Source organism: Halomonas elongata DSM 2581 (assembly GCF_000196875.2).
GTDB classification, from domain to species: domain Bacteria; phylum Pseudomonadota; class Gammaproteobacteria; order Pseudomonadales; family Halomonadaceae; genus Halomonas; species Halomonas elongata.
Genome location: NC_014532.2, coordinates 3,445,699 through 3,467,375 on the forward strand (window position 1 = coordinate 3,445,699; position 21,677 = coordinate 3,467,375).

The 21,677-nt window shown below is 62.5% G+C and carries 19 protein-coding genes; 7 read left to right on the plus strand and 12 right to left on the minus strand.

Going from position 1 to position 21,677, the window contains the following annotated elements; genetic code table 11:
• Positions 1-30: 30 nt before the first annotated feature.
• A complete protein-coding gene (gene mdlC, locus HELO_RS16005) occupies positions 31-1,620 on the minus strand; it encodes a benzoylformate decarboxylase (protein WP_013333690.1) in 1,590 nt (529 codons plus the stop codon).
• A gap of 99 nt (positions 1,621-1,719) precedes the next feature.
• Between mdlC and HELO_RS16010 the strand changes: the two genes are divergently transcribed.
• Complete coding sequence (locus tag HELO_RS16010) at positions 1,720-2,619, plus strand: LysR family transcriptional regulator (protein WP_013333691.1); 900 nt, start codon at positions 1,720-1,722, stop codon at positions 2,617-2,619.
• A gap of 70 nt (positions 2,620-2,689) precedes the next feature.
• On the opposite strand, the gene HELO_RS16015 is transcribed toward HELO_RS16010, so the two are convergent.
• The 4 genes from HELO_RS16015 to HELO_RS16030 all read right to left on the minus strand — a co-directional run bounded on the left by HELO_RS16015 (position 2,690) and on the right by HELO_RS16030 (position 6,414).
• Complete coding sequence (locus HELO_RS16015; RefSeq protein ID WP_013333692.1) at positions 2,690-3,979, minus strand: TRAP transporter large permease; 1,290 nt, start codon at positions 3,977-3,979, stop codon at positions 2,690-2,692.
• Positions 3,969-4,496, minus strand: a complete 528-nt coding sequence (locus HELO_RS16020; RefSeq protein WP_013333693.1) for a TRAP transporter small permease — start codon at positions 4,494-4,496, stop codon at positions 3,969-3,971. Before HELO_RS16020 ends, HELO_RS16015 begins: the two co-directional genes overlap by 11 nt.
• A 6-nt stretch (positions 4,497-4,502) precedes the next feature.
• On the minus strand, positions 4,503-5,531 hold the full coding sequence (locus HELO_RS16025) for a TRAP transporter substrate-binding protein (RefSeq protein WP_013333694.1): 1,029 nt from the start codon (positions 5,529-5,531) through the stop codon (positions 4,503-4,505).
• A 190-nt stretch (positions 5,532-5,721) separates the two neighbouring features.
• Positions 5,722-6,414 (minus strand): GntR family transcriptional regulator, encoded by a 693-nt coding sequence (locus tag HELO_RS16030; RefSeq protein ID WP_013333695.1) that lies wholly within the window; start codon positions 6,412-6,414, stop codon positions 5,722-5,724.
• A 224-nt stretch (positions 6,415-6,638) separates the two neighbouring features.
• Between HELO_RS16030 and HELO_RS16035 the strand changes: the two genes are divergently transcribed.
• From HELO_RS16035 to HELO_RS16060, 6 genes are all read left to right on the plus strand, one after another.
• A complete protein-coding gene (locus HELO_RS16035) occupies positions 6,639-7,706 on the plus strand; it encodes an aromatic ring-hydroxylating dioxygenase subunit alpha (protein ID WP_041602200.1) in 1,068 nt (355 codons plus the stop codon).
• A complete protein-coding gene (locus tag HELO_RS16040; RefSeq protein ID WP_013333697.1) occupies positions 7,703-8,683 on the plus strand; it encodes a PDR/VanB family oxidoreductase in 981 nt (326 codons plus the stop codon). Before HELO_RS16035 ends, HELO_RS16040 begins: the two co-directional genes overlap by 4 nt.
• A gap of 63 nt (positions 8,684-8,746) precedes the next feature.
• A complete protein-coding gene (locus HELO_RS16045; RefSeq protein ID WP_013333698.1) occupies positions 8,747-9,757 on the plus strand; it encodes a TRAP transporter substrate-binding protein in 1,011 nt (336 codons plus the stop codon).
• Between the two features lie 348 nt (positions 9,758-10,105).
• Positions 10,106-10,876, plus strand: coding sequence for a crotonase/enoyl-CoA hydratase family protein (locus tag HELO_RS16050; protein ID WP_013333699.1), 771 nt, complete (start codon positions 10,106-10,108; stop codon positions 10,874-10,876).
• A gap of 215 nt (positions 10,877-11,091) precedes the next feature.
• A complete protein-coding gene (locus HELO_RS16055) occupies positions 11,092-11,877 on the plus strand; it encodes a 3-hydroxyacyl-CoA dehydrogenase (RefSeq protein ID WP_013333700.1) in 786 nt (261 codons plus the stop codon).
• 103 nt (positions 11,878-11,980) lie between these two features.
• Positions 11,981-13,768, plus strand: coding sequence for an acyl-CoA dehydrogenase (locus tag HELO_RS16060; RefSeq protein WP_013333701.1), 1,788 nt, complete (start codon positions 11,981-11,983; stop codon positions 13,766-13,768).
• A gap of 171 nt (positions 13,769-13,939) precedes the next feature.
• Here the strand turns inward: HELO_RS16060 and HELO_RS16065 are convergent, their stop codons facing one another.
• The 7 genes from HELO_RS16065 to HELO_RS16095 all read right to left on the minus strand — a co-directional run bounded on the left by HELO_RS16065 (position 13,940) and on the right by HELO_RS16095 (position 21,677).
• Positions 13,940-15,007: a hypothetical protein gene (locus HELO_RS16065; protein ID WP_013333702.1), complete on the minus strand. Its 1,068-nt coding sequence runs from the start codon at positions 15,005-15,007 to the stop codon at positions 13,940-13,942.
• 155 nt (positions 15,008-15,162) lie between these two features.
• Entirely contained in the window at positions 15,163-16,353 is a 1,191-nt protein-coding gene (locus HELO_RS16070) for a thiolase family protein (protein ID WP_013333703.1), read from the minus strand.
• A gap of 44 nt (positions 16,354-16,397) precedes the next feature.
• Positions 16,398-17,957, minus strand: a complete 1,560-nt coding sequence (locus HELO_RS16075) for an acyl CoA:acetate/3-ketoacid CoA transferase (RefSeq protein ID WP_013333704.1) — start codon at positions 17,955-17,957, stop codon at positions 16,398-16,400.
• 98 nt (positions 17,958-18,055) lie between these two features.
• Positions 18,056-19,354, minus strand: coding sequence for a TRAP transporter large permease (locus HELO_RS16080; protein ID WP_013333705.1), 1,299 nt, complete (start codon positions 19,352-19,354; stop codon positions 18,056-18,058).
• 3 nt (positions 19,355-19,357) lie between these two features.
• Positions 19,358-19,876 carry a TRAP transporter small permease gene (locus tag HELO_RS16085; RefSeq protein ID WP_013333706.1) on the minus strand — a complete coding sequence of 173 codons (519 nt, stop codon included), beginning with the start codon at positions 19,874-19,876 and terminating at the stop codon, positions 19,358-19,360.
• Between the two features lie 63 nt (positions 19,877-19,939).
• Complete coding sequence (gene dctP, locus HELO_RS16090) at positions 19,940-21,073, minus strand: TRAP transporter substrate-binding protein DctP (protein WP_109637518.1); 1,134 nt, start codon at positions 21,071-21,073, stop codon at positions 19,940-19,942.
• 184 nt (positions 21,074-21,257) lie between these two features.
• On the minus strand, positions 21,258-21,677 hold the full coding sequence (locus HELO_RS16095; RefSeq protein WP_041602669.1) for an acyl-CoA thioesterase: 420 nt from the start codon (positions 21,675-21,677) through the stop codon (positions 21,258-21,260).

A 21,677-nucleotide genomic window follows, 5' to 3' on the forward strand; every position in this document is an offset into this window, starting at 1 on the left:
TCAGCAGGTTCTGCCTAACGAATGTCTAACTCAGGGTTCGATGGTTGTCGTTGGCACTTCAATCAACATGGGACATGACGCATCAAGTGCCTGGGCCAATGCCTCTTCGAATTTCTGTCGAGTTTCGGCATGAGTAGCCTCGACACCGTACCCTCGTGCCAGCGCGCAGAAATCCAGCCCGGGGACGTCAATTCCCGGCGCACTCTCGGCATCCAGCATCTTCGAGAACCAACGCAGCGCACCGTAGGTTTCGTTCTTGAGAATGATGAAAATCACCGGAACATTGTATCGGGCAGCACTCCAGAGTGCGCTGATCGCATAATTGGCCGACCCATCACCGATCACTGCAATAACTCGGCGATCAGGACTGGCAAGCTGTACGCCTACTGACGCAGGCAAGCCAAACCCCAGCCCGCCTGCTGCAGGAAAGAAATAACTCCCAGGGTGTCGCATCTCCACACGTTGCCAGAAGGCCGTTACCGTCGACGTCGACTCCTTGACGTAAATCACGTCATCAGGAACCCGATCATTGAGGACATCGAAGACACTTTCAGGAGAGAGGCGACCGATCTCACCGGAATTGGTCGGCGACGGTATCGGTAACGGATCCGGCATGGTGCGGTCACTCTGGGCCAACTTAGGTAACAAGGCCTCCAGAACGGCGCGGATGTCACCCACCAGAGCATTGCCCATAGGGGCCCGGGCAGCCTCCTGCGCATCACTGGTGACATGTATCAGGTGTGCACCATCCGGTAGATAGCGACCCGGCGCATATTGGTGGTAGCGGAATACAGGGGCGCCGATCACCAGGATCAGGTCATGCCCAGCGAGCTGCTCCGAGATGCCCGAAATGGCTGCCGGCAATACTCCGCGAAAGCAAGCATGGCGATTGGGAAATGGGCAGCGCGAGGCGGATGGTGCTATCCAGACCTCCATGCATAGGCGTTCTGCCAACTCAATGGCCAAAGCGTTGGCACGCTCGGCATCGACTTCAGGTCCCAGTACGAGTACCGGATTGTCGGCCTCGTCGAGATGTTCGGCTAGCGCATCTATCTGGGTATCCGATGGTGCGCCCGCATGATGGACGTCACGCGGAGGCAGCAACGACGCCTCGTCCTCGACCTCGCATTGCCAATCATCATGCGGGATCGACAGGTAAACCGGGCCACGGGCCGGCAGACTGGCCATATGAATTGCCTGGCTCAAGGCTCGCGGAACGTCCTCGGGGCAGGAAGGCTCATAGCTCCACTTGACCAGAGGGCGCGGAAGAGATGGTGCATCGACATTGGCAAGCATCGACTCCACGCCGATCATCGAGCGTGCCTGCTGGCCTGCAGTGATGACCAAGGGGGAATGGGAATACCAGGCATTGGTCAGTGCTCCCATTGCATTGCCCGTTCCAGCCGCGGCATGCAGGTTGACCAATACTGACTTACCGCTCGCCAGAGCATAGCCATCCGCCATTCCCACCACGACACCTTCGTGGAGACCGAGAACATAGCGAAAATCCTCTGGAAAATCCTTGAGAAATGGCAACTCGTTTGAACCGGGATTTCCGAAGACGATATCAAGGCCTTGCTGGCGGAGAATACTGTAGCTGACGGAGTGTACGGACGGCATGTGCTTCTCTTAATTGACAACTTTCACTTCACATTAGCCACCCTGCTATAATCGATCAAATCAATATATTTTCTATAGAAAATAAATGGTGTTTATTTCATGCCATCACTCGACCTCAACCTGGTCAGGGTATTCGTGACGCTCTTCGACGCCAGAAGCGTGACCCTGGCCGCAGAACGGCTTCATGTCACTCAACCATCGGTAAGCTATGCCCTTTCACGGCTGCGTGATCTTTTCGACGACCGACTCTTCATCCGGTCTCGAGAGGGAATGGAGCCAACTTTTACAGCCATGCAGATTTATCCCTCCCTGCGTGACTCACTGGCACAGATAGACAACGTTCTGGAAAGCAACCGTGAATTCGACCCGCAACACTCCAGACGACGCTTTCGCCTGGCATTGACCGATCTCGGCGAGATGGCGTTATTACCACGCATCCTGGCTCATATACACCCTATAGCCCCGGATATAGAACTCGAGGTCATTGCCCTGGAAATCGACAAGGTCGGGGAGTGGCTGGCCACGGGAAAAGTCAATGCCGTCATCTGTAGCCGTCCGATAACGACTCCGGGGATAGAGCGCAGGGTAATCCTCAATGAACGCTATGTCTGTCTTCTCAATCGAGACCATACCAGCATCGGTAATCACTTGAGCCTGGAGCAGTTCATTGCAGCCAGGCATGCCGTAGTTGCCGCTTCATCGGGACATGGCCTGGCCGAAGATGTCATCCACGAGTTGGGCATCCAGAGAAAGGTCAGCCTGGTCGTTCCCCACTTTTCGATCCTCCCCAGGATCCTGCAGGAAAGCGACCTGCTGGTGATCTTGCCCCAGCAGATTGCTGCGGCGTTCGAGCGGGAAGCGCCACTCAAGGTCCTCGAACTTCCGTTCGAGGTTCCCCCTTTCGACGTGGCACTCTACTGGCAGGAATATACGACCCGATCACCAGCCCAACGCTGGTTCTGCGAGAACATTATCGAGGCTATAGCCAGCTCAGGTTAGGGCTTCACCGTATATGGCGAAGCCCTGACCCGGTGGCAAGTTCGGAAGTCCCCCCTCCGGCGCTTGCCTCCTACAGCAGAAACAGAGAGGTCAGCACCGGGAAGGCGATCAGCACGACCAGGCGCACGAAGTCCGAGACGATGAATGGCGCCACGCCGCGGAAGATCTCGCCCAACCCCACGTGCGGCGCCATCGCCTTGATCACGAAAACGTTCATGCCCACCGGCGGGGTGATCAGGCCCAGCTCCACGGTCAGCACCGTGACGATGCCGAACCACACCGGATCGATGCCCAGCGACTGGATGATCGGGAAGACCACCGGCACCGTGATCACCAGCATGGCGATGGAATCCATGAACATGCCCAGCACGAAGTACATCAGCAGGATGCACAGCACGACCACGATCGGCGCCAGGTCCATCCCGTAGAGGAAATCGCTGATCGAGAACGAGATCCGCGAAACCGAGATGAAATAGCCCAGCGCATCGGCACCGACCAGCATGAAGAACACGACCGTCGACAGCGCCAGGGTCTCCTGGACCGCCTGCCACAGCTCACGCCCCCGCAGGCCCTTGAACAGGGCGTAGAGCAGCGTGGCGAAGGCACCGACGCTGGCCCCTTCGGTCGGCGTGAAGACCCCGAAGTAGATGCCCAGGATCATCAGCAGGAAGACCGCGAAGAAGGGCACCAGCCCGCTCATCGAGGCCAGCTTCTCCCTCCAGGAAGTCGGCTCGCCGGCCACCGCCAATGAGGGCCTGAGGCGCATCACGACCGTCACGGTGAGCGAGTACATCACCAGCCCCATCAGCCCCGGCACCAGCCCGGCCATGAACATGTCGCCCACCGACTGCTCGGTCAGCACGGCATAGATCAGCAGCGCGATGGACGGCGGAATCATGATGCCCAGGGTCCCCCCGGCGGCCAGCGCCCCGGTGGCCAGGCCACGATTGTATCCGTAGCGTTCCATCTCCGGCAGCGCTACCCGGGTCATGGTGCTGGCGGTGGCCAGTGAGGAACCGGAGATCGCCGAGAAGACCCCGCACGAGCCCACTGCAGCGATCGCCAGCCCACCTTTCCAGCCACCGCAGATCACCCGGGTGGCCTGGAACAGCTTGCCGGCCATGCCGGAATGCGCCGCCAGCACACCCATCAGGATGAACATCGGCACGGCACTGAAGCTGTAGTTGGAAAGCACCTCCACTGGTACCGTCTTGAGCTGGGAGATGGCCGCGTCCCAACTGATCACCTGGGCGAATCCCACCACTCCGACGATCAGCATGGTCAGCGCCACCGGCACGCGCAGCACCATCAGGATCAGCAGTGCCCCGAGGCCCAGGGCTCCGATCGTTTCACTCGCCATGGGACACCTCCGACTCGCGTCCCCAGAACGCACCGAGCAGGGCATGCATCAGGCTGCGGATCCCTAGCAACAGACTGAGGACCGCGGCCACGTAATAGATGGGGCTCATCGGCAAGCGCAGATCCTGGGTCACCTCACCGTGACGCGCCGCCGCCGAGGCCGACTCGAGCAGGCCGAGAAAGAGGATCAGGCCAAGCACCGCGAAGCCCAGCAGATAGATACCATGCAAGCGATGCTTGAGGGCCGGCGACAGACCGTGGGAAAACGCCTCCACCACCACCTGGCTTTTCTCGACATTGGCCGCCATGGCCGCCAGCAGCGAGCACAGCATCAGATAGCTGACCAGCTCCACGCTGCCGGTCACTCGCAGGGCAATCGCCCCCTCGGTGAGGCGATACAGATAGCGGGTGCCGACATCGGCAATGGTCACCGCCAGCAGCGCCACCAGGGCGATACCGGCGACGACACGACAGACGAGGGCCAGCCAGTGGCTGACCCTTTCCAGTTGACTCGGCATGACGACTTACTCCTGAGCGCTGGCGCAGGACTCGCTGGCGTCCAGTGCCGCTTCGTAGACCTCGCGCCCTGGCAGGCCTCGCTCCTCCAGCTCGGCCAGATAGCTGTCGATGCCCGCCTGGAGCGGCTTCTGCCAATCCGGGTCCTCCAGCGGGTTTTCGACCTCGCGGATGGTATGGCCGGCCTCGATGGCTTCCTGCTTGCCCTCGCGGTCGAGCCGGTCGAAGACGGCACCGGCGTTCTCGGCCCATTGCATGCCGGAATTGTCGTCGATCACCGCCTGCTGTTCGGGGCTCAGGCTGTCGTAGGTGCGCTGGCTCATGGTGGCCACGAAGATCAGGGTGTAGAAGGGCACCTCGGTGTGGTAGTTGACCAGTTCGTTGATGCGGAACCCTTTCAGTCCTTCCCAGGGGAAGCTCAGGCCATCGACCACGCCGCGCTGCATGGCGGTGTAAATGTCCGGCGCCGGCATGCCGACCGGCGTGGCCCCCATGTTCTCGAGCATGTCCCCGGCCACCGAGGTCGGACGCCGAATGCGCAGTCCTTCGAGATCGGATGGCTTCTGGATATCGGTATCGATGGTATGAATGCCGCCGGGACCGGTCGTGAACATGAACAACGGCTTGGTATCGGCATACTCCCCGTCGAGATGCCCTTCGTCATAGAGCGTCTGCAATACACAGGCCCCCTGGGTGGCCGTGGTCGCCACGCCGGGCAGTTCAACGATCTGCGAAAGCGGGAAACGACCGGCCGCGTACCCCTGGGCCGTGGCCCCGACATCGGCAATACCGTTACCCACCGCCTCGTAGATGGCATCGGCCTTGGCCAGGGTGCCGGAGGGGTACATCTCGACCTTCAGCTCACCGTCGGACTCCTGCTCGACGGTCTCGGCCCAGGCTTCGAAGATATCCTGGTTGATACCCGAGGCACCGGGCCAGAAGTGGGCCATGCGAAGCGTGGTAGCAGCTTGCGTGGACGTGGCGGCCAGCCCGGCGAGCGAAGCCGCCAGCACACAGGCAGTAACCTTGGTCTTCATGGGATCCTCCGACAATCGGTGTCGTTATCGTTATCTGCTTCAAAGTTCGCATAGAGAACATGAGTTCGCACTATGAAGCAAAGATAAACCACCCCGGTGCGCCGTGAAAAACGACTTTCGTCTTACGCCCTGTCCGAAACCTGCCAGCACTCGCCCACTACGGCGCTCAAAATCGGCTGAAAATGCTCACTTACCCGCTAGGGGCGTGCCGGCCTACATCCAGCAACTCGGCATAGCGCAGTCCGATCAAGGCATGCTCGCGCATCAACATCTCGGCCCTGGCACCCTCGCCATGACGTAGCGCCTGGACCACCAGCTCGTGCTGAACCTGGGCCAGCTGTAACTTGCGGTATTCGCGATCGAGCGCTTCGCTGTCGATGATGATCGAATCCGCCGCCGCAAACGGTAGATGGTTGTTGCGGGCGATGGCATCTCCGATCACCGAACTGCCGGCCGAGCCAACGATGTTCTCGTGGAAATGCCGGTTGAGTTCGCTCCATACCTCGACATCCTGCTCCTCGAGGTATCCCTTGGCGAGCAGGTCCCGGCCCTTTTGGATCCAGAACTCCAGTTCGGCCGTCAACGCTGGCGACATTCCCTGTTCCGCCAGGCGACGCGCCGCCAGTCCTTCCAGGGCACCGCGCACTTCCACGGCGCAGAGCACATCGGCCTCGGTGAACTCGCGCACCCTGAAACCACGCTTGCCGGCCCGTTGCAGCAATCCCTCCTGCTCCAGGGTGCGGAAAGCCAGGCGTACCGGCGTGCGCGAGACGCCCAGCTGCTCGGCCATCGCCACTTCCCCGAGCCGCTCCCCTTGCTGGAAAGCGCCTTCGCCGATCAGCTTGCGCAATCGGCTCACCACACTTGTGTCGCTGTCACTCACTTGAATTTCCTATCGTCGCTGAGAGATGAGCCCTCGAATACAGCTGGATCCAACTAAAGCATAAGTTGACCAAATGATCGCTTAAGATATCTACTTTGGATCCAAAACAACAATTCCTGACCGTAGACAAGCGTGGATCCATGTCGCGACCGAAAGCATCTGATCGCAGACCGCCAAGCGCGGCAAGGCATCCATGCGGCCCGGAAGCACTCGAGGAGAAAACCGTGACACATCAAGCCCCCTATCCCAAGAATACCTGGTATGTCGCCTGCACCCCGGATGAGCTCGAAGACAAGCCGCTGGGACGTACCATCTGCAACGAACCGATCGTCTTCTTTCGCGGCGACGAAGGACGCGTGGCGGCCGTGGAGGATTTCTGCCCCCACCGTGGTGCGCCGCTGTCGCTGGGTTTCGTGCGCGACGGCAAGCTGGTCTGCGGCTATCACGGCCTGGAGATGGGCTGCAACGGCAAGTGTTCCAGCATGCCCGGCCAGCGGGTGCGCGGCTTCCCGAGCATTCGCGCCTACCCGGTGGAAGAGCGTCATGGCTTCGTATGGATCTGGCCCGGCGACCCGGACAAGGCCGATCCCGCCCTGATTCCCGAGCTGCACTGGGCCAACGACCCGGCCTGGGCCTACGGCGGCGGGCTCTACCACATCCACTGCGATTATCGCCTGATGATCGACAACCTCATGGACCTGACCCATGAGACTTATGTACATGCCTCCAGCATCGGCCAACCGGAAATCGAGGAAGCCGCCCCCGAAACCAAGGTCGAGGGCGACGAGGTGACGACCGGACGCCACATGCACGACATCCCGGCGCCCCCCTTCTGGCAGACGGCCTTGCGCGGCAATGGCCTGGCTGACGACGTGCCCGTGGATCGCTGGCAGATCTGCCGCTTCACGCCGCCGAGTCACGTGCTGATCGAGGTGGGAGTCGCCCATGCCGGCCACGGGGGATATGACGCTCCCGCCAACCTCAAGGCCTCGAGCATCGTGGTGGACTTCATCACTCCCGAGACGGACACCTCGATCTGGTACTTCTGGGGCATGGCGCGCAACTTCAAGCCGGAAGACCAGGAGCTCACCGACCAGATTCGCGAGGGCCAGGGCCAGATCTTCTCCGAGGACCTGGAGATGCTCGAGTCGCAACAGCGCAACCTGCTGCGCTATCCGGACCGCCAATTGCTCAAGCTCAACATCGACGGCGGCGGCGTCCAGGCACGGCGCGTCATCGACCGCATCCTCGCCGAGGAGCGTGAGTCACGCGATACGGAGGCCACGACATGAGCAACTCATCCCTCTCCCTGATCGTCGAGGTCAAGGCGCGGCACGAGGAAGCCCAGGACATCGTCACCTTCGAGCTGGCCGACCCGCATGGTCGGCCGCTACCGGCGTTCAGCGCCGGTGCCCATATCGATGTGCAGGTCTCATCAAAGGGCCAGAACACCATCATTCGCCAGTATTCGCTGTGCAACCATCCCGAGGAACGCGACCGCTACCTGATCGGCGTGCTCCGGGATCCAGCCTCGCGCGGTGGCTCCGTCGCCATGCACGACGAGATCCGTGTGGGCGACCTGATCCAGATCAGCGCCCCCAAGAACCACTTCCCGCTCGAGCCCGCCGAACGCACCCTGCTGCTGGCCGGCGGCATCGGCATCACGCCGCTGCTGTGCATGGCGGAACGCCTGGCTCACACCGACACCACCTTCGAGCTGCACTACTGCACCCGCTCGCCGGAGCGCACGGCCTTTCGCGACCGCATTGCCGCCTCCGGCTTCGCCGAGAAGGTGCACTTCCACTTCGATGACGGCCCGGCGGAGCAGAAGCTGGACCTGGAGTCACTGCTGGCCACGCCGGCCCCCGATACCCGCGTCTATGTCTGCGGCCCCACCGGTTTCATCGATGCCGTGATGTCGACCTGCCAATCCGCGGGCTGGCCCTCCGACCAGCTGCACACGGAGTACTTTGCCGGCGCCGTGGCCAATACCGAGGATGACGACAGCTTCGAGGTCAAGATCGCCAGCAGCGGAGCGACCTTGACCGTGCCGGCCGACAAGACCGTCCACCAGGTGCTGACCGAGAACGGCATCGACGTCATGGTCTCCTGCGAACAGGGGGTCTGCGGCACCTGCCTGACTCGGGTACTGGAAGGCGAGCCCGACCATCGGGATTTCTTCCTGGAGGATCACGAACACGCCGCCAACGACCAGTTCACTCCCTGCTGCTCGCGCGCCAAGAGCAAGGTCCTGGTGCTGGATCTCTGATTCAGCTGCCCGCTCCCAAGCACAACGACACCAACATAATCACAACGACACAACGAGGATGCCATGCGTCTCAACCCGATCGTGACCGGCCTGGCGGTGGCCAGCGCCCTGACCACCCAGGCCGCCCTGGCCGAGACCACCACCCTGCGCGTCGCCCATGTCTGGCCCGGCGGCTCGATGATCGACAAGGAACTCTTCCAGGCCTGGGCGACCAGCGTCGAGGAAGCCTCCCAGGGCCGCCTGGAGGTGGAAGTCTATCCCGGCCAGACCCTGACCAAATCCGACAAGACCTATGAGAGCATCGCCAACGGCATCGCCGATATCGGCGCCTCCGCTCAGGGCTATACCGCCGGACGCTTCCCCCTGACGCAGGTCATCGAGTTGCCCGGCGTCTCGGCCAGCAGCCGCCAGGGATCCTGCATCCTGCAATCCCTCTACGATGCCGGCCACCTCGACGCCGAGTATGCCGATACCCATCCCCTGTTCATGTTCACCACCGGCCCCGGTTACCTGCACACCAAGGCACAGCCGATCGAGACGCCCAAAGACCTGGATGGATTGCGCCTGCGCCGCCCCACTCCACTGGTCGGCGACATGTTCGAACGCCTCGGTGCCCAGGCCGTCGGCATGCCGGCGCCGGATGTCTTCACCGCCATGCAGCGCGGCGTGGTCGACGGCTTGAGCTTCAACTGGGAAGGCATGAAGACCTTCCGGCTCAACGAACTGGCCAATCACCATACCGAAGTCCCGCTCTACGACCTGTCGCTGTTCGCCACCATGAGCCAGCGAACCTACGACGCCCTGCCTGACGACCTGCAGCAGGTCATCGACGATCACAGCGGGCTTGAGTGGTCACTGCGCGCCGCCGAGGTCTACGACGAGCTGATTCGCCAGGGGCGCCAGGAAGCCGAGGCGGCCGGCGACGACTTCGTGGTCATCGACAACGCCCTCGAACATCCCGACTGGGGGCCCGTACTGCAGGAAACCACCGACCGCTATCTGGAAGAGATCGGCGACGAGGCCAGCACGGTCTACGACGAAGCCATGAGCCTGCAGGACAAGTGCTCCGCCTGACACACCCCCACCTCCCTCCTCTAAACGGCGACCCCAGGGTCGCCGTTTTTCTTTGCCTGCCCGATACCCGCCCCGACCAAAGACGTAGTACGCCAAGATGACCTGACGGCATATCTGTTGTAATCTACATATTGTTTATTATTACAACAGTATATCAATCAACATAAGTGCTGCCCCGACGCCAGGCCATCAGGAGCCAACATGACCACCGACAGAACGACACCAACCAGCGTCGAATGCTCCTCCGTCGCGGCACTCGGACTGACATCTCTTATACCGGCATGCCGGCCACGTCTTTCATCATTCACTATTCATTGAGTCCTTAACTTCCTATCGCCGAGGCCCATCATGACCGAGTCCCTCGTCAAGACATCCCTGGACGACAGCATCTACACCATCACGCTGGCACGGCCCGAGAAGCGCAATGCCGTCAGCGACCGCCTGCTGGGCGCCCTGGAGCAAACCTTGATCGCCACCCCGGAAGGCACCCGGGTGATCATCCTCGCCGCCGAGGGCAAGCACTTCTGCGCCGGCCTCGACCTCACGGAGCATCAGAATCGAGACCCCTTCGGCGTGATGCAGCACTCCCAGGGCTGGCACCGCATCTTCGACCGCCTGCAGAACGGCGGCATCCCGGTGGTCTCCGCCATGCAGGGCGCGGTGATCGGTGGCGGCCTGGAGCTGGCCACGGCCACCCATGTGCGTGTCGCCGAACCCAACACCATTTACCAGTTGCCCGAGGGGCGCCACGGCATCTTCGTCGGCGGTGGCGCCTCGGTGCGAGTGGCCAATCTCATCGGTCCCGGTCGCATGTGCGAAATGATGCTTACCGGCCGGATCATGGAAGCCGACGAGGGTCAGCGCCTGGGGCTTTCCCACTATGTGGTCGGCGAAGGCGAGTGCCTCAACAAGGCCCGCCAGCTTGCCGAGCGCATTGCCGAGAATGCGCCCATGGCCAACTGGGCCATGGTCTCGGCCATATCGCGCATCGACAACATGTCCAGCGACGACGGCCTGTTCGTGGAGTCGCTGACCGCCGCCCTGACCCAGACCAGCCCGGAGGTTGCCGAACGGATCGGGGAATTTCTCGAGCGCAAGGGCAAGGGCCCGCGCACCTGAGGAAAGGCTGATTCATTGCTGCGCTCGACGCCCCATATGGATGTGGGAAGTGCGAAGGCCCGTAGGGAACGGGCCTAGCCATCTTGGCCGCCGGCGGTGCTCAACATCCTCACCTAGTACCGCGTGTTCGCGCTCCGGCGGCGACCAACCTTCCTCGCTCGCGACATGACTCAGCGCTTACCTATCGACGTCGTTTACCGTTTCAGGAGAGAGCCATGAAGTTCCAGGACAACACCTTTATCGTCACCGGCGGCGCCTCTGGCCTTGGCGAGGCCACGGTGCGCGAACTGCACGAGGCCGGCGCCCGGGTGGTGATCGCCGACCTCAATGCCGAACGTGGCGAGGCACTGGCCACCGAACTCAATGCGCAAGGCGCGGGAGAACGTGCCGCCTTCCAGCGCACCGACGTCACCGACGAGGCCGATGCCCAGGCCGCGGTGGATCTTGCCGTGTCACGCTTCGGCGGCCTGCAGGGACTGATCAACTGCGCCGGCGTCGGCGATCCCGCCAAGGTCGTGAACCGTGACGGGGATCCCCTGCCCCTGGAAGCTTTCTCGCGTGTCGTCAACATCAACCTGCTGGGCAGTTTCAACATGCTGCGCCTGGCCGCTGCGGCCATGGCCAAGGGCGAACCCCAGGCCGATGGCGAACGCGGCGTGATCATCAACACCGCCTCGGTGGCCGCCTTCGACGGCCAGATCGGCCAACCCGCCTATGCGGCTTCCAAGGGCGGCATCGTCTCCATGACGCTACCCATTGCCCGCGAAATGGCCCGTCATGGCATCCGCGTGATGACCATCGCCCCCGGGCTGTTCAAGACACCGTTGATGGAGAGCCTGCCGGAAGAGGCTCAACAATCCCTGGCGGCCTCCATTCCCTTCCCTCATCGTCTTGGCCAGCCCGACGAGTTCGCCCGCCTGGCCTGCCAGATCGTCGACAACGTGATGATGAACGGCGAGACGATCCGGCTCGACGGCGCCCTGCGCATGGCACCTCGGTAAGGCCTCCTCGCACTCCCACACGCTGGTGGGCGCCGGATCAGCCCACCAGCGGGACGTTATCCGCCGACCCGGGTCCGGCCAGCATCAGCTTGAGGACGCCACCATGATCGATTACCAGGCTCCACTGCGTGACATGCAGTTCATTCTCGGCGAGCTCGCCGGCCTCGACGCCGTGGCCGCGCTGCCGGACTGTGAGGAGGCGTCCTCCGACCTGGTGAATGCCATCCTCGAGGAAGCCGGCAAGTTCGCCAGCGGTGTGCTGGCCCCGCTGAACCGCCGGGGCGATCAGGAAGGCTGCCGCCTGGAGGGCGAGCGCGTCGTCCTTCCCCAGGGCTGGCAAGCCGCCTACGACCAGTTCCGCGAAGCGGGCTGGCTGGGACTATCGCTGCCAGAGGCCTTCGGCGGACAGGGCCTGCCCAAGCTGGTTTCCACCCCCGTGTGGGAAATGTGGTTCTCCAGCAACATGGCCTTCACCATGCTACCGCAGCTCAATGTCGCCCAGGCCGAGGCACTGCTGTTTGCCGCCAGCGAAGCGCAGAAGGCCACCTGGCTCGAGAAGATCGTCAGCGGCGAGTGGACCGCCACCATGAACCTCACCGAGCCCCAGGCCGGCTCCGATCTGGCCGCCACCCGCATGCGCGCCGAGCCCGACGAGAGCGGCAACTACCGCCTCCACGGCCAGAAGATCTATATCTCCTACGGCGAACACGAGCTCACACCCAACATCCTGCACCTGGTGCTGGCCCGGCTGCCGGACGCTCCCGAAGGGGTCAAGGGGTTATCGCTGTTCCTGGTGCCCAAGTACCTGCTCGACGAACGGGGCGAACCTGGGGAGAAGAACGACGTGCGCTGCATCTCCATCGAGCACAAGATGGGCATCCACGGCAGCCCCACCTGCACGCTCAGCTACGGCGACCACGACGGCGCCATCGGCCAGTTGATCGGCGAGCCCCACACTGGCCTCAAGACCATGTTCATCATGATGAACGAGGCCCGTTTCGGTGTCGGCGTGCAGGGTCTCGCCCTGGGGGAGCGCGCCTACCAGGCGGCGCTGGACCATGCCCGGGAGCGCGTCCAGGGGCGCAATGTCGTCAGTGGCGAGATGGGGCTGCCGATCCTGCATCATCCTGACGTCAAGCGCATGCTGGTGGGCATGCGCGCGCGACTGCTGGCCATGCGCACCTTCCTCTACACTGCCGCCGGCTGGTTCGACCTGGCCCGCCACCACCCGGACGCCGAAGTGGCCGACAAGCATCGCCGCCACGTCGATCTGCTGATGCCAGTGGCCAAGGGCTGGTGCTCCGAGCTCGGCAACGCGCTGTGCGACGAAGCGATCCAGGTGTTCGGCGGCATGGGCTTCGTCGAGGAGACCGGTGTCGCCCAGCTGTTCCGTGACGCCCGCATCATCACCATCTACGAGGGCACCACCGGCATCCAGGCCAACGACCTGCTGGGTCGCAAGATACTCCACGACAACGGCGCCACGTTGCGCGAACTGCTCGACGACATCCGCACCTGCGCTCGCTCGGTTGGCGAGGACGCGCGCCTCGGCGATCTGGCCGAAAGCTTGAACGAACTGGTCTACGGCCTGGCGGCGACGACCGACTGGCTGCTCGCCCAGGGAGAGGAGCAAACCGCCGAACTCTACGGCGGCGCAGTGCCATTGCTGCATCAACTGGGCATCGTGTGCGGCGGCTGGCAGCTGGCCCGTGCCGCCGAGGCAGCACAGCGCCGACACGACGCCGGCGAAGGTGACGCCGACCACCTGGTCGGCATCATCGAACTCGCCCGCTTCTACATGGCCAGCGTGGCCCCCGAAGCCGACTCCCACGCCAGGGCTGTGCGCCACGGCGGCCAGGTACTGGCCCGCATTCCAGAGGCAGGCTTCTGAGGCGGCATGGTCTATCCGGAAGAGGCGTGTCATGAGCCTTTTCGTCACATCCCGAGAACATCAAAAAAGAACATCAAAAAAGGCGAACCATCAATGCATCTTGATGGTTCGCCCCAAGAATCGAAACAAGCAACCTGAATAAGGTTCAACTGCTTATCTGACGGGCTCGCGCTAGAACTTGTACTTCGCCATCACCTCGACTTGTTGCCCACCCGGACGAAGCGGCATGGTGAATGCACTGCGATCGCGCCATTCAACACCAAAATCCAGGTTGGGCAAGTACGTATAGATCAGATTGACGTTGATCTTCTCCAGGGTATCGTCGGGAACGCTCGGTGCTACCTCATCCGCCTTCACCTGTGCATAGCGGATGTTGCCTCGAAGCTTTTCGCTGAACCTGTGACTTACCCCTGTAGAAAATCCAGTCGTGCTCACCAGGTCACCCGAGGCATCGACCTCACCTCGAGCGGCGATGCTGCTTGGGTTGGTCGCACCGTTATAGCCCCATCCGGAATAAACGTTATTGCCCGTTCCCGTATAGCCGCTCAAGGCGAGAGAGGTGTCGCCGAAATTCAACTTCCCCGCCAGAGAGACCGCAGCGCCGAACTCCGAGTCATCTATATCAGTCTGCACTTCCCGCCCGGTCACCGCGGCGTTGAACGCGTGCCCGGCTTCGGTACGGTAGGTGTATGATGCCACCATGTCCGGCAGGTCGGCATCGTCATAGACCGGATCCTGAAGGCTGAAACGCCAGCCACCCGGCGTGTAATGCACGACGAGATCGGGGCGAACCACAGCACCACTGCCGGAAACGGTGCCGATACCCGTTCCATAGAAATCGAGAATCTCGACATCGAATGGCGCATTGGCATAGAACTGCCCGGTCCAGGTCTGGCCGAATGTCAGGTCGTCCACCTTGATATAGGCATGACGCAAACGCATGGCGTAGCTCGTGTCACTGGCATCGATGGCATTATCCCAGAAGTCACCCTCCACGAAGGCCGTTACATCATGCCCCTTGACCTCCTTGTTGATCTTCAGGTTGACCCTTGACTGGCGGGCACTGGAATCGAAATAACGATCACCTCCATCGGGATCGGTAAATATACCTTCCGCCTTGATATATCCGCCAATACTGACCTTGGTTCCATCAAACTCTCCAAGCTCAAGTGAATAGCTATTGCAGGAAATGCTAGAAAGCGCAATCGCCAGCACAATCTTGTTCTTGTTTACTCTCATTTGTATCTCCGCATTGTTTTAATAATGGAGATCCCAAACCTCAGGGAGACTTGAAATCCGATATAAGCATCGTGCGATTTCCATTCCCTGGCGTTTCATTTCTATGCCCGCCGAGTTCCTTGGCGGGCTTCCCGGTCTGCATCACCGGAAACGCTTCACCCCACCTTGACGATCAGCGCCGCCGCGGAGTCGCCGGCGGCGCAGCCAGTCACCAGGGCATGGCCACCACCCTTGAGGGCGGTCTCTTCGATGGCCTCGATCAGCAGGCGCGCCAGGGTCGGGCCCTGGGGATGCCCGAACACCAGCGAGGTGCCGTAGTTGTTGAAGGTCTCGGCATCGAGGCCCAGCGCCTTGGCCAGGTAGAGGTCGTTGACGATGAACGGCGAGTGGTTCTTGATCGTCTTGATCTGGTCGAGGGACAGGCCCGCCTGATCCAGCGCGCGCTGCACCGAGGCGGCCGGTGCCATGGGCATATGGGCCGGCTTGGTACGCGCATGCCCGTAGGCCACCACCTGTACCGCCATCCTGGGGTCGGTGCTTAGCTCGGCGGCCCGCTCCCGGGAGGTGACGATGATCCCGGCATTGCCGTCGGCCGGATGGGTCTGGGTGCCATACGTATGAATGCCTTCCGGCTGCACCGTGCGCAGCTTGGCAAGCCCTTCGGCGGTGGTCGGCATCACGCCTTCGTCGGCCTCGACGAGCCGGGTCTCCTTGCGTGACACCGGCACCTCGACCGGGAAGATGTAACGCCGCTGGAAGGCGCGCTCATCGGCCAGAGCCTCGCCATATTGCGCATAGCGACGCAGGGTCAGCTCATCGGCCTGGTCACGGGAGAAGCCATGCTCACGGGCCACATTCTCGGCGGTGGTCAACATGTCCTTGCCGGTGGCCGGATCGGCGGCGATGTTGTCCATGTTCCAGTTCTCGGCGATCACCTCGCCGCCCGGCCCGGCAGGATTCGGCCAGATGGTGTGGGGGCCGTTGGAGGTGCGGTCGGCGAGCAGGCAGTAGGTGGTCTCGAAGCCGCCGGCCTCCACGGCCAGGGCAGCATTGAACACCGAAGTGGTCGCAGTCGCGCAGGCCTGGGTGATGTTCTGACCCGGTGCCTGGCCGGCTCCCATCAGAGCCGCCGCCCAGGGAGCGCCGTAGAAGATCGACTTCTGGCCCACCGAGACCCCGAGATAGAGGTAGTCGATGATCGCGGGATCGATGTCGCGACTGGCGAACCACCGCTTGCTGGTGGCGGCCCCCAACTCGATGGAGTTGACGTTGGCCAGGCTGCCCATCCACTTGCAGAAGGGGCTGGAGTAGTAACCGCCATAGGGGATGTAGGCGTTCTTGAACATGCTCGACTCCTCGAAGGGGAAATACGGAGACGTGGTCCGACGGCTCAGTCGTTGATCAACCGCGCGCGCAGGCCACCCCAGCGGGGCTGAAAAAGCTCCATCGGCATTTCGCGCAGCTCATCGGCAATGCGTGGCACGAAATCCATGGCCGCCAGGATGTCGCGCTCGACGTCCAGGCCAGGCGCTATCTCGGTGAGGGTGACTTCGCCGTCGATCAGCTCGAAGACGCATCGTTCGGTGACGAAGAGCACCGGCTTGGCGGTCTCATGGGCATAACGGCCACTGAAGGTGATCTGATCGACGCGCTGTACGAACTTGCGTCGATGTCCTTCCTGGCGGATGACGAGACGACCGTCCTCGACCGCCACGTTTCCGCCGTTGGTGAAGGTGCCGCAGAACACCACCTTGCGGGCGTTCTGGCTGATGTTGATGAAGCCGCCCGGGCCGACCACCTTGTCGCCGAACTTGCTGACGTTGAGATTGCCTTCGTGATCGGTCTGGGCCAGTCCCAGGAAGCAGACATCCAGGCCACCGCCGTCATAGAAGTCGAACTGGTAGCCGTGATCGATGATCGCCTCGGCGTTGTAGGAAGTGGCGAAATCGCCACCACTGGCCGGCACACCGCCGTATGTGCCGAGTTCGGTGGTCAGGGTCATCAGGTCACTGACGCCCTCTTCCGCCGCCACGCTGGAAACGCCCTCGGGCATGCCGATGCCGAGGTTGACCATGCCGCCCGGCACCAGCTCCATGGCGGCACGTCGGGCGATCACCTTGCGCGGATCGAGCGGCATCGGCGCGATGCCGCCCAGCGGCACCTTGAGATCTCCGGAAAGGGCCGGGTTGTAGCCGGTAGAGATGGTCTGCATGTGCTGCTCGGGCTCGGCCACCACCACATGATCCACCAGATCGCCCGGCACCTTGACCCGCTGCGGGTGCAGACTGCCCCGCCGGGCCAGGTACTCCACCTGAGCGATGACGATGCCACCGCTGTTCTTCGCCGCCTGGGCCATGGAGAGCTGCTCGAGGAAGAGCGCTTCGCGCTCCAGACTCAAGTTGCCGCGTTCGTCGGCGGTGGTGGCGCGGATCACCGCCACATCCACCGGGAAGGTGCGGTAGAGCAGCCATTCCTCGCCCTCGAGTTCGACCGCCTTGACCAGATCTTCCTCGGCCGCCGTGTTGGCCTTGCCTCCGTCCAGACGCGGATCGACGAAGGTACCGAGCCCCACCTTGCTGAGCACCCCGGGCTTGCCACCGGCGATGTGACGCCATAGATGCGCCAGCACACCCTGCGGCAACAGGTAGCCTTCGATACGGTTCTCGCGGATCAGCTCGCCCATGCGCGGTGCCTGGCCGGTGTGGCCGCTGACCAGCCGCTTGACCAGGCCGGCATGGCCCAGGTGGTTCATGCCGCGGTCCTTGCCATCACCACAGCCACAACTGTGCGCCAGCGTCAGGTCGCGAGGGGCGCCGGTCTCGAGGAAGCGCGATTCCAGCGCCGTGGCCACCGCCTCGGCGAAACCGCACATTCCGGCGGTGGTCCAGGCGACGGTGTCACCGTCGCGAATCAGGCCGGCCGCGGTCTGGCTGTCGATCACCTTGTTCACTGTGGGCTCCTCAGGCATAAAAGTTGCCATTTAAAATATATTGTTTATATAACAAACAAATGCAGTGACACTTCGAGACACTCCGCCACACGGCACGGTCAGCCGCCGGTCAGCACCAATACGATCTGGGGATAAAAGATCACCAGGGCCACCACCAGGATGTCGGCGACCAGAAAGGTCGCGACGCCCTTGAAGATATCCATCAGCGATGCGTACTGGCCCGCGACACCCTTGATGACGAAGATGTTCATGCCCACTGGCGGGGTGATCATGCCGATTTCCAGCAGCTTGACCAGCAACACCCCGAACCAGATCAGGCTGACGTCATAGAGCTCGAAGACCGGCAGCAACACCGGCAGGGTCACCAACATGGCGCCGAAGGGCTCCATGAACAGCCCCAGGAACAGATAGATGCAGACGATCACCAGCATCAGTTCCAGGTAGGAGGGATCCCAGCCGGTCACCATGCCCGTCACCTGGCCTGCCAGCCCGCTCAGACTGAGAAACAGGGTGAACATGCTGGCCCCGACGCCGATGATCAAAAGCGCCGAGGTCGTCGACAGCGTCTCGAGCAGCGCTGCCTTCATCGACTGGCGATTCAGGCGCCCGAGCGCCAGGGCGACCAGGATCGCTCCAGCGGCACCGACCGCCCCCGCCTCGGTGGCCGTGAAGATCCCCGAGAAGAGGCCGCCGAATACCAGCACCCCCAGCACCAGTACCGGCCAGATATCGACCAGGGCCTCGCGGGCTCCCACCTCCCGGGCACCGACGGCCTCACGCGGCACGATGTCGGGCCGCAACCAGCTGACCGTCAGGATCACCAGGCTGTAGCTCAGTGCCGTCAGCAGGCCAATGGTGATGCCCCCGAGAAACACCTGGGTGATGGAAACCTGGGCAAAGACGCCATAGACGATCATCAGGATGCTCGGAGGAATCAACGCGCCGATGGTGCCTCCGGCGGCGATGGTGCCGCAGGCGAAGCTCGGCTTGTAGCCGCCGCTGACCATTTCGGGAATGGCGATACGCCCCATGGCCGCCGAACAGGCAACGCTGGAGCCGCTTACCGCGGCGAAGCCCGAACTGGCGACGATGCTCGAGATCGCCACGCCGCCGGGAAGCCAGCGAAACAGGACCTTGGCGGCATTGAACAACCCCTTGGTAAGCCCGGCATGAAAGCAGACGAAGCCCATCAGCAAGAACATCGGCACCGCACTGAGCGTCCACTTGGCGATGAACTCATAGGGTGCGGAGGACAGCATGCCGATGGCCGTATCCCAGCCCAGCATCAAGCTCATGCCTCCCATCGAGACACTGATCAAGGCCAGGGCGACCGGTACACGCAGGGCCAGCAGAACCAACAAGGCAATGAGGCCATAGACGCCGACAGTGACGGACATGAATCACTTCCCTCCTTGGGATTCGGGAGACGAAGGCGCGCCTCCCGCCAGGAAGGGCAAGCGAACCAGGCAGACCAGGGCCGCCAGGGCGAAGGCGAGGGGCAACACGAAATAGGTCGGCCAGACCGGCATGGGGAAGTTGAGCGACATCACATAGGACCCGATGTCGTACTGCTCCATGGCCTTGCCCCAGGTCGCCACGGCCAGGACGGTATAGATCGCCGCCGACAGCAACGACACCAGGACATCCGACAGGCGCACCAGCCAAGGGCCCATCAGTCCTTCCAGGGCCTCGACGGCTATCATTTCACGCCGCCACTCCACCCACCCCAGGGGCAGCAGTGCCATGGTGATCAGGTAATAGCGGGTCACCAGCTCCACGGTCGCCGGAACCGACACCGACAGAGTCGAGCGCAGCACCACATCCAGGGTGATGTGAATCACCATCAGCAGGATGCCGACAGTGCCCAGCAGCGCCAGCCCGACGGCGGCCCGGTTGGTCAAGCGGTACAACACGGCCATGAATTCGCCTCCTGCGTCCTCGGCGGTCCCGGGGCCGGCAAATTCCGGCCTCCGGGCATGACATCAGGTGCCGTAGGAGGAAAAGTCCACCTGGCTCCAGATCTCGCGCTCCATGGCCTCGGCGACCGCCTCGGGCTCCTCGCCGACGTCCTCGACGATACCGGTCCATTTCTCCACCAGGCCCTGGAAGCGCTCGATCTTCGACGCCGCATCTTCGACGCCATAGCGGTTCTCGGCCTGCTCGGCGGCGTAGGTCAGGTCCTCTTCGAGGAAGGCTTCGGTGGCATCCAGCAATTCGGGATCGGGCTCCAGAATCTCGATGTCGCTTTCCTGGGCGATTTCCCGAGCCTCATCTGCCATCTCGTACCCCCAGCGTTGGGTGATGGCAGCACTGGCTTCCACGGAGGACTCGACCACCGCCTTACGCTGCTCGGGAGAAAACGAGTCCCAGGCCTGCTGACCGACCGCGTGGGAGATGGTGCTGTGAAAAGTGCCGAGCTGGATGTCGGTGATATGGTTCAGCACATCATCCAGCCGGAAGGAGATGATATCGGCGACGGACGCGATGGTGCCCTCGATCACGCCCTGCGAGAGCGCTTCGTACTGCTCGCCCACCGGAATGGAGGCCGGCGATATGCCCATCGCCTCCGCCCAGCGGGAATACTGGGGACCACCGACTCGCATGCGCAGCCCCTGGAGATCGTCGAGGGAACTGGCCGGTTCGGTGCTGAGGATCCGATACAGGTCCGACGCATGGGAGCTGGTATAGACGATGCCCAGCTTCTTGAGCTCCTGCTGGCACTCGCCGCACGTCACGATATATTCGGTCATCGCTGCTCCCATGGCATGCGGATTCGTGCCAAGAAGCGCCAGGTCGCCCACCAGGTTGAACTCCGGCAGATCGGCCGGGAAGTAGGCCGGCAGAAAGAGCCCCACTTCCACCATGCCGCTGCGCAACGCGTTGCGCATGTTGCCGATGTTGGCCACCTCGGTGCCCAGCAGATTCCCCGTGAGCTCGCCGTCCGTCTTTTCCGCCAACCGCTCGGCAAACTCGGTGAACATCGGGTCATACGCCGGATGCGCCGGCGGCACCCCAGGCGCCATGCGCAGGTCTCGGGCCTGGGCCTGGCCAGCGAACGCCAGACTCCCCAGGGAGACGGCAATGACCAGGGGCGTGAGCAAGGAACGATGCATCATGGATCACCTCAGCGATTTAGCGAATTTGTAATTGTTGTGTATAAAAACAATAGATTTACACATCTATCTTGTTTCGGATTATAGTCCAGATCACCACTACTCCCGATACCAGACTTTGGTATACCGCAAGGGCCTGCTGTCCGATCGACCTGACAAGGACCCCGCAGGCAAGGCCTACCGCGCTCTACTCCGTTCCCAGCGCCACTCTCACTGCCTCCGGTACCGGCCGGGCCTGCAGACGCTGCGGGTCGTCCGGGTGCGGCCCCGCCCAGACACGAGTCACCGTGGCCTCCACGGCCAGGTCTGCGCCGCGATACAGGCGGTGGTGCACGTCGAAGCTGCTGTTGCGGAACTCGGCAACTCGCGTCTCGATACGCACCTCATCGCCGAAGCGGCAGGGCGTCGTGAAACGGCTGTGCAGATCGACCACCGGGTAGCCGAGCACGCCGAAACGTGCCTGCAGGGTCGTCAGGTCGAAGCCGGCCCTGGCGAACAACAAACAGGTCGCATGATCGAAGTAGGCCAGGTAGCGAGGATGGAAGACGATTCCCGCCGGGTCGCAGTCACCCCATTCGATGGAGCGGACATGAGAGTGGGTCAGCAT

What these genes read in the sequence shown, in the direction of transcription:
- mdlC (WP_013333690.1), bottom strand. Translation starts at nt 1,620, where the DNA reads ATGCCGTCCGTACACTCCGTCAGCTACAGTATTCTCCGCCAGCAAGGC.
- HELO_RS16010 (WP_013333691.1), top strand. Translation starts at nt 1,720, where the DNA reads ATGCCATCACTCGACCTCAACCTGGTCAGGGTATTCGTGACGCTCTTC.
- HELO_RS16015 (WP_013333692.1), bottom strand. Translation starts at nt 3,979, where the DNA reads ATGGCGAGTGAAACGATCGGAGCCCTGGGCCTCGGGGCACTGCTGATC.
- HELO_RS16020 (WP_013333693.1), bottom strand. Translation starts at nt 4,496, where the DNA reads ATGCCGAGTCAACTGGAAAGGGTCAGCCACTGGCTGGCCCTCGTCTGT.
- HELO_RS16025 (WP_013333694.1), bottom strand. Translation starts at nt 5,531, where the DNA reads ATGAAGACCAAGGTTACTGCCTGTGTGCTGGCGGCTTCGCTCGCCGGG.
- HELO_RS16040 (WP_013333697.1), top strand. Translation starts at nt 7,703, where the DNA reads ATGAGCAACTCATCCCTCTCCCTGATCGTCGAGGTCAAGGCGCGGCAC.
- HELO_RS16045 (WP_013333698.1), top strand. Translation starts at nt 8,747, where the DNA reads ATGCGTCTCAACCCGATCGTGACCGGCCTGGCGGTGGCCAGCGCCCTG.
- HELO_RS16050 (WP_013333699.1), top strand. Translation starts at nt 10,106, where the DNA reads ATGACCGAGTCCCTCGTCAAGACATCCCTGGACGACAGCATCTACACC.
- HELO_RS16055 (WP_013333700.1), top strand. Translation starts at nt 11,092, where the DNA reads ATGAAGTTCCAGGACAACACCTTTATCGTCACCGGCGGCGCCTCTGGC.
- HELO_RS16060 (WP_013333701.1), top strand. Translation starts at nt 11,981, where the DNA reads ATGATCGATTACCAGGCTCCACTGCGTGACATGCAGTTCATTCTCGGC.
- HELO_RS16065 (WP_013333702.1), bottom strand. Translation starts at nt 15,007, where the DNA reads ATGAGAGTAAACAAGAACAAGATTGTGCTGGCGATTGCGCTTTCTAGC.
- HELO_RS16070 (WP_013333703.1), bottom strand. Translation starts at nt 16,353, where the DNA reads ATGTTCAAGAACGCCTACATCCCCTATGGCGGTTACTACTCCAGCCCC.
- HELO_RS16080 (WP_013333705.1), bottom strand. Translation starts at nt 19,354, where the DNA reads ATGTCCGTCACTGTCGGCGTCTATGGCCTCATTGCCTTGTTGGTTCTG.
- HELO_RS16085 (WP_013333706.1), bottom strand. Translation starts at nt 19,876, where the DNA reads ATGGCCGTGTTGTACCGCTTGACCAACCGGGCCGCCGTCGGGCTGGCG.
- dctP (WP_109637518.1), bottom strand. Translation starts at nt 21,073, where the DNA reads ATGATGCATCGTTCCTTGCTCACGCCCCTGGTCATTGCCGTCTCCCTG.
- HELO_RS16095 (WP_041602669.1), bottom strand. Translation starts at nt 21,677, where the DNA reads ATGCTGACCCACTCTCATGTCCGCTCCATCGAATGGGGTGACTGCGAC.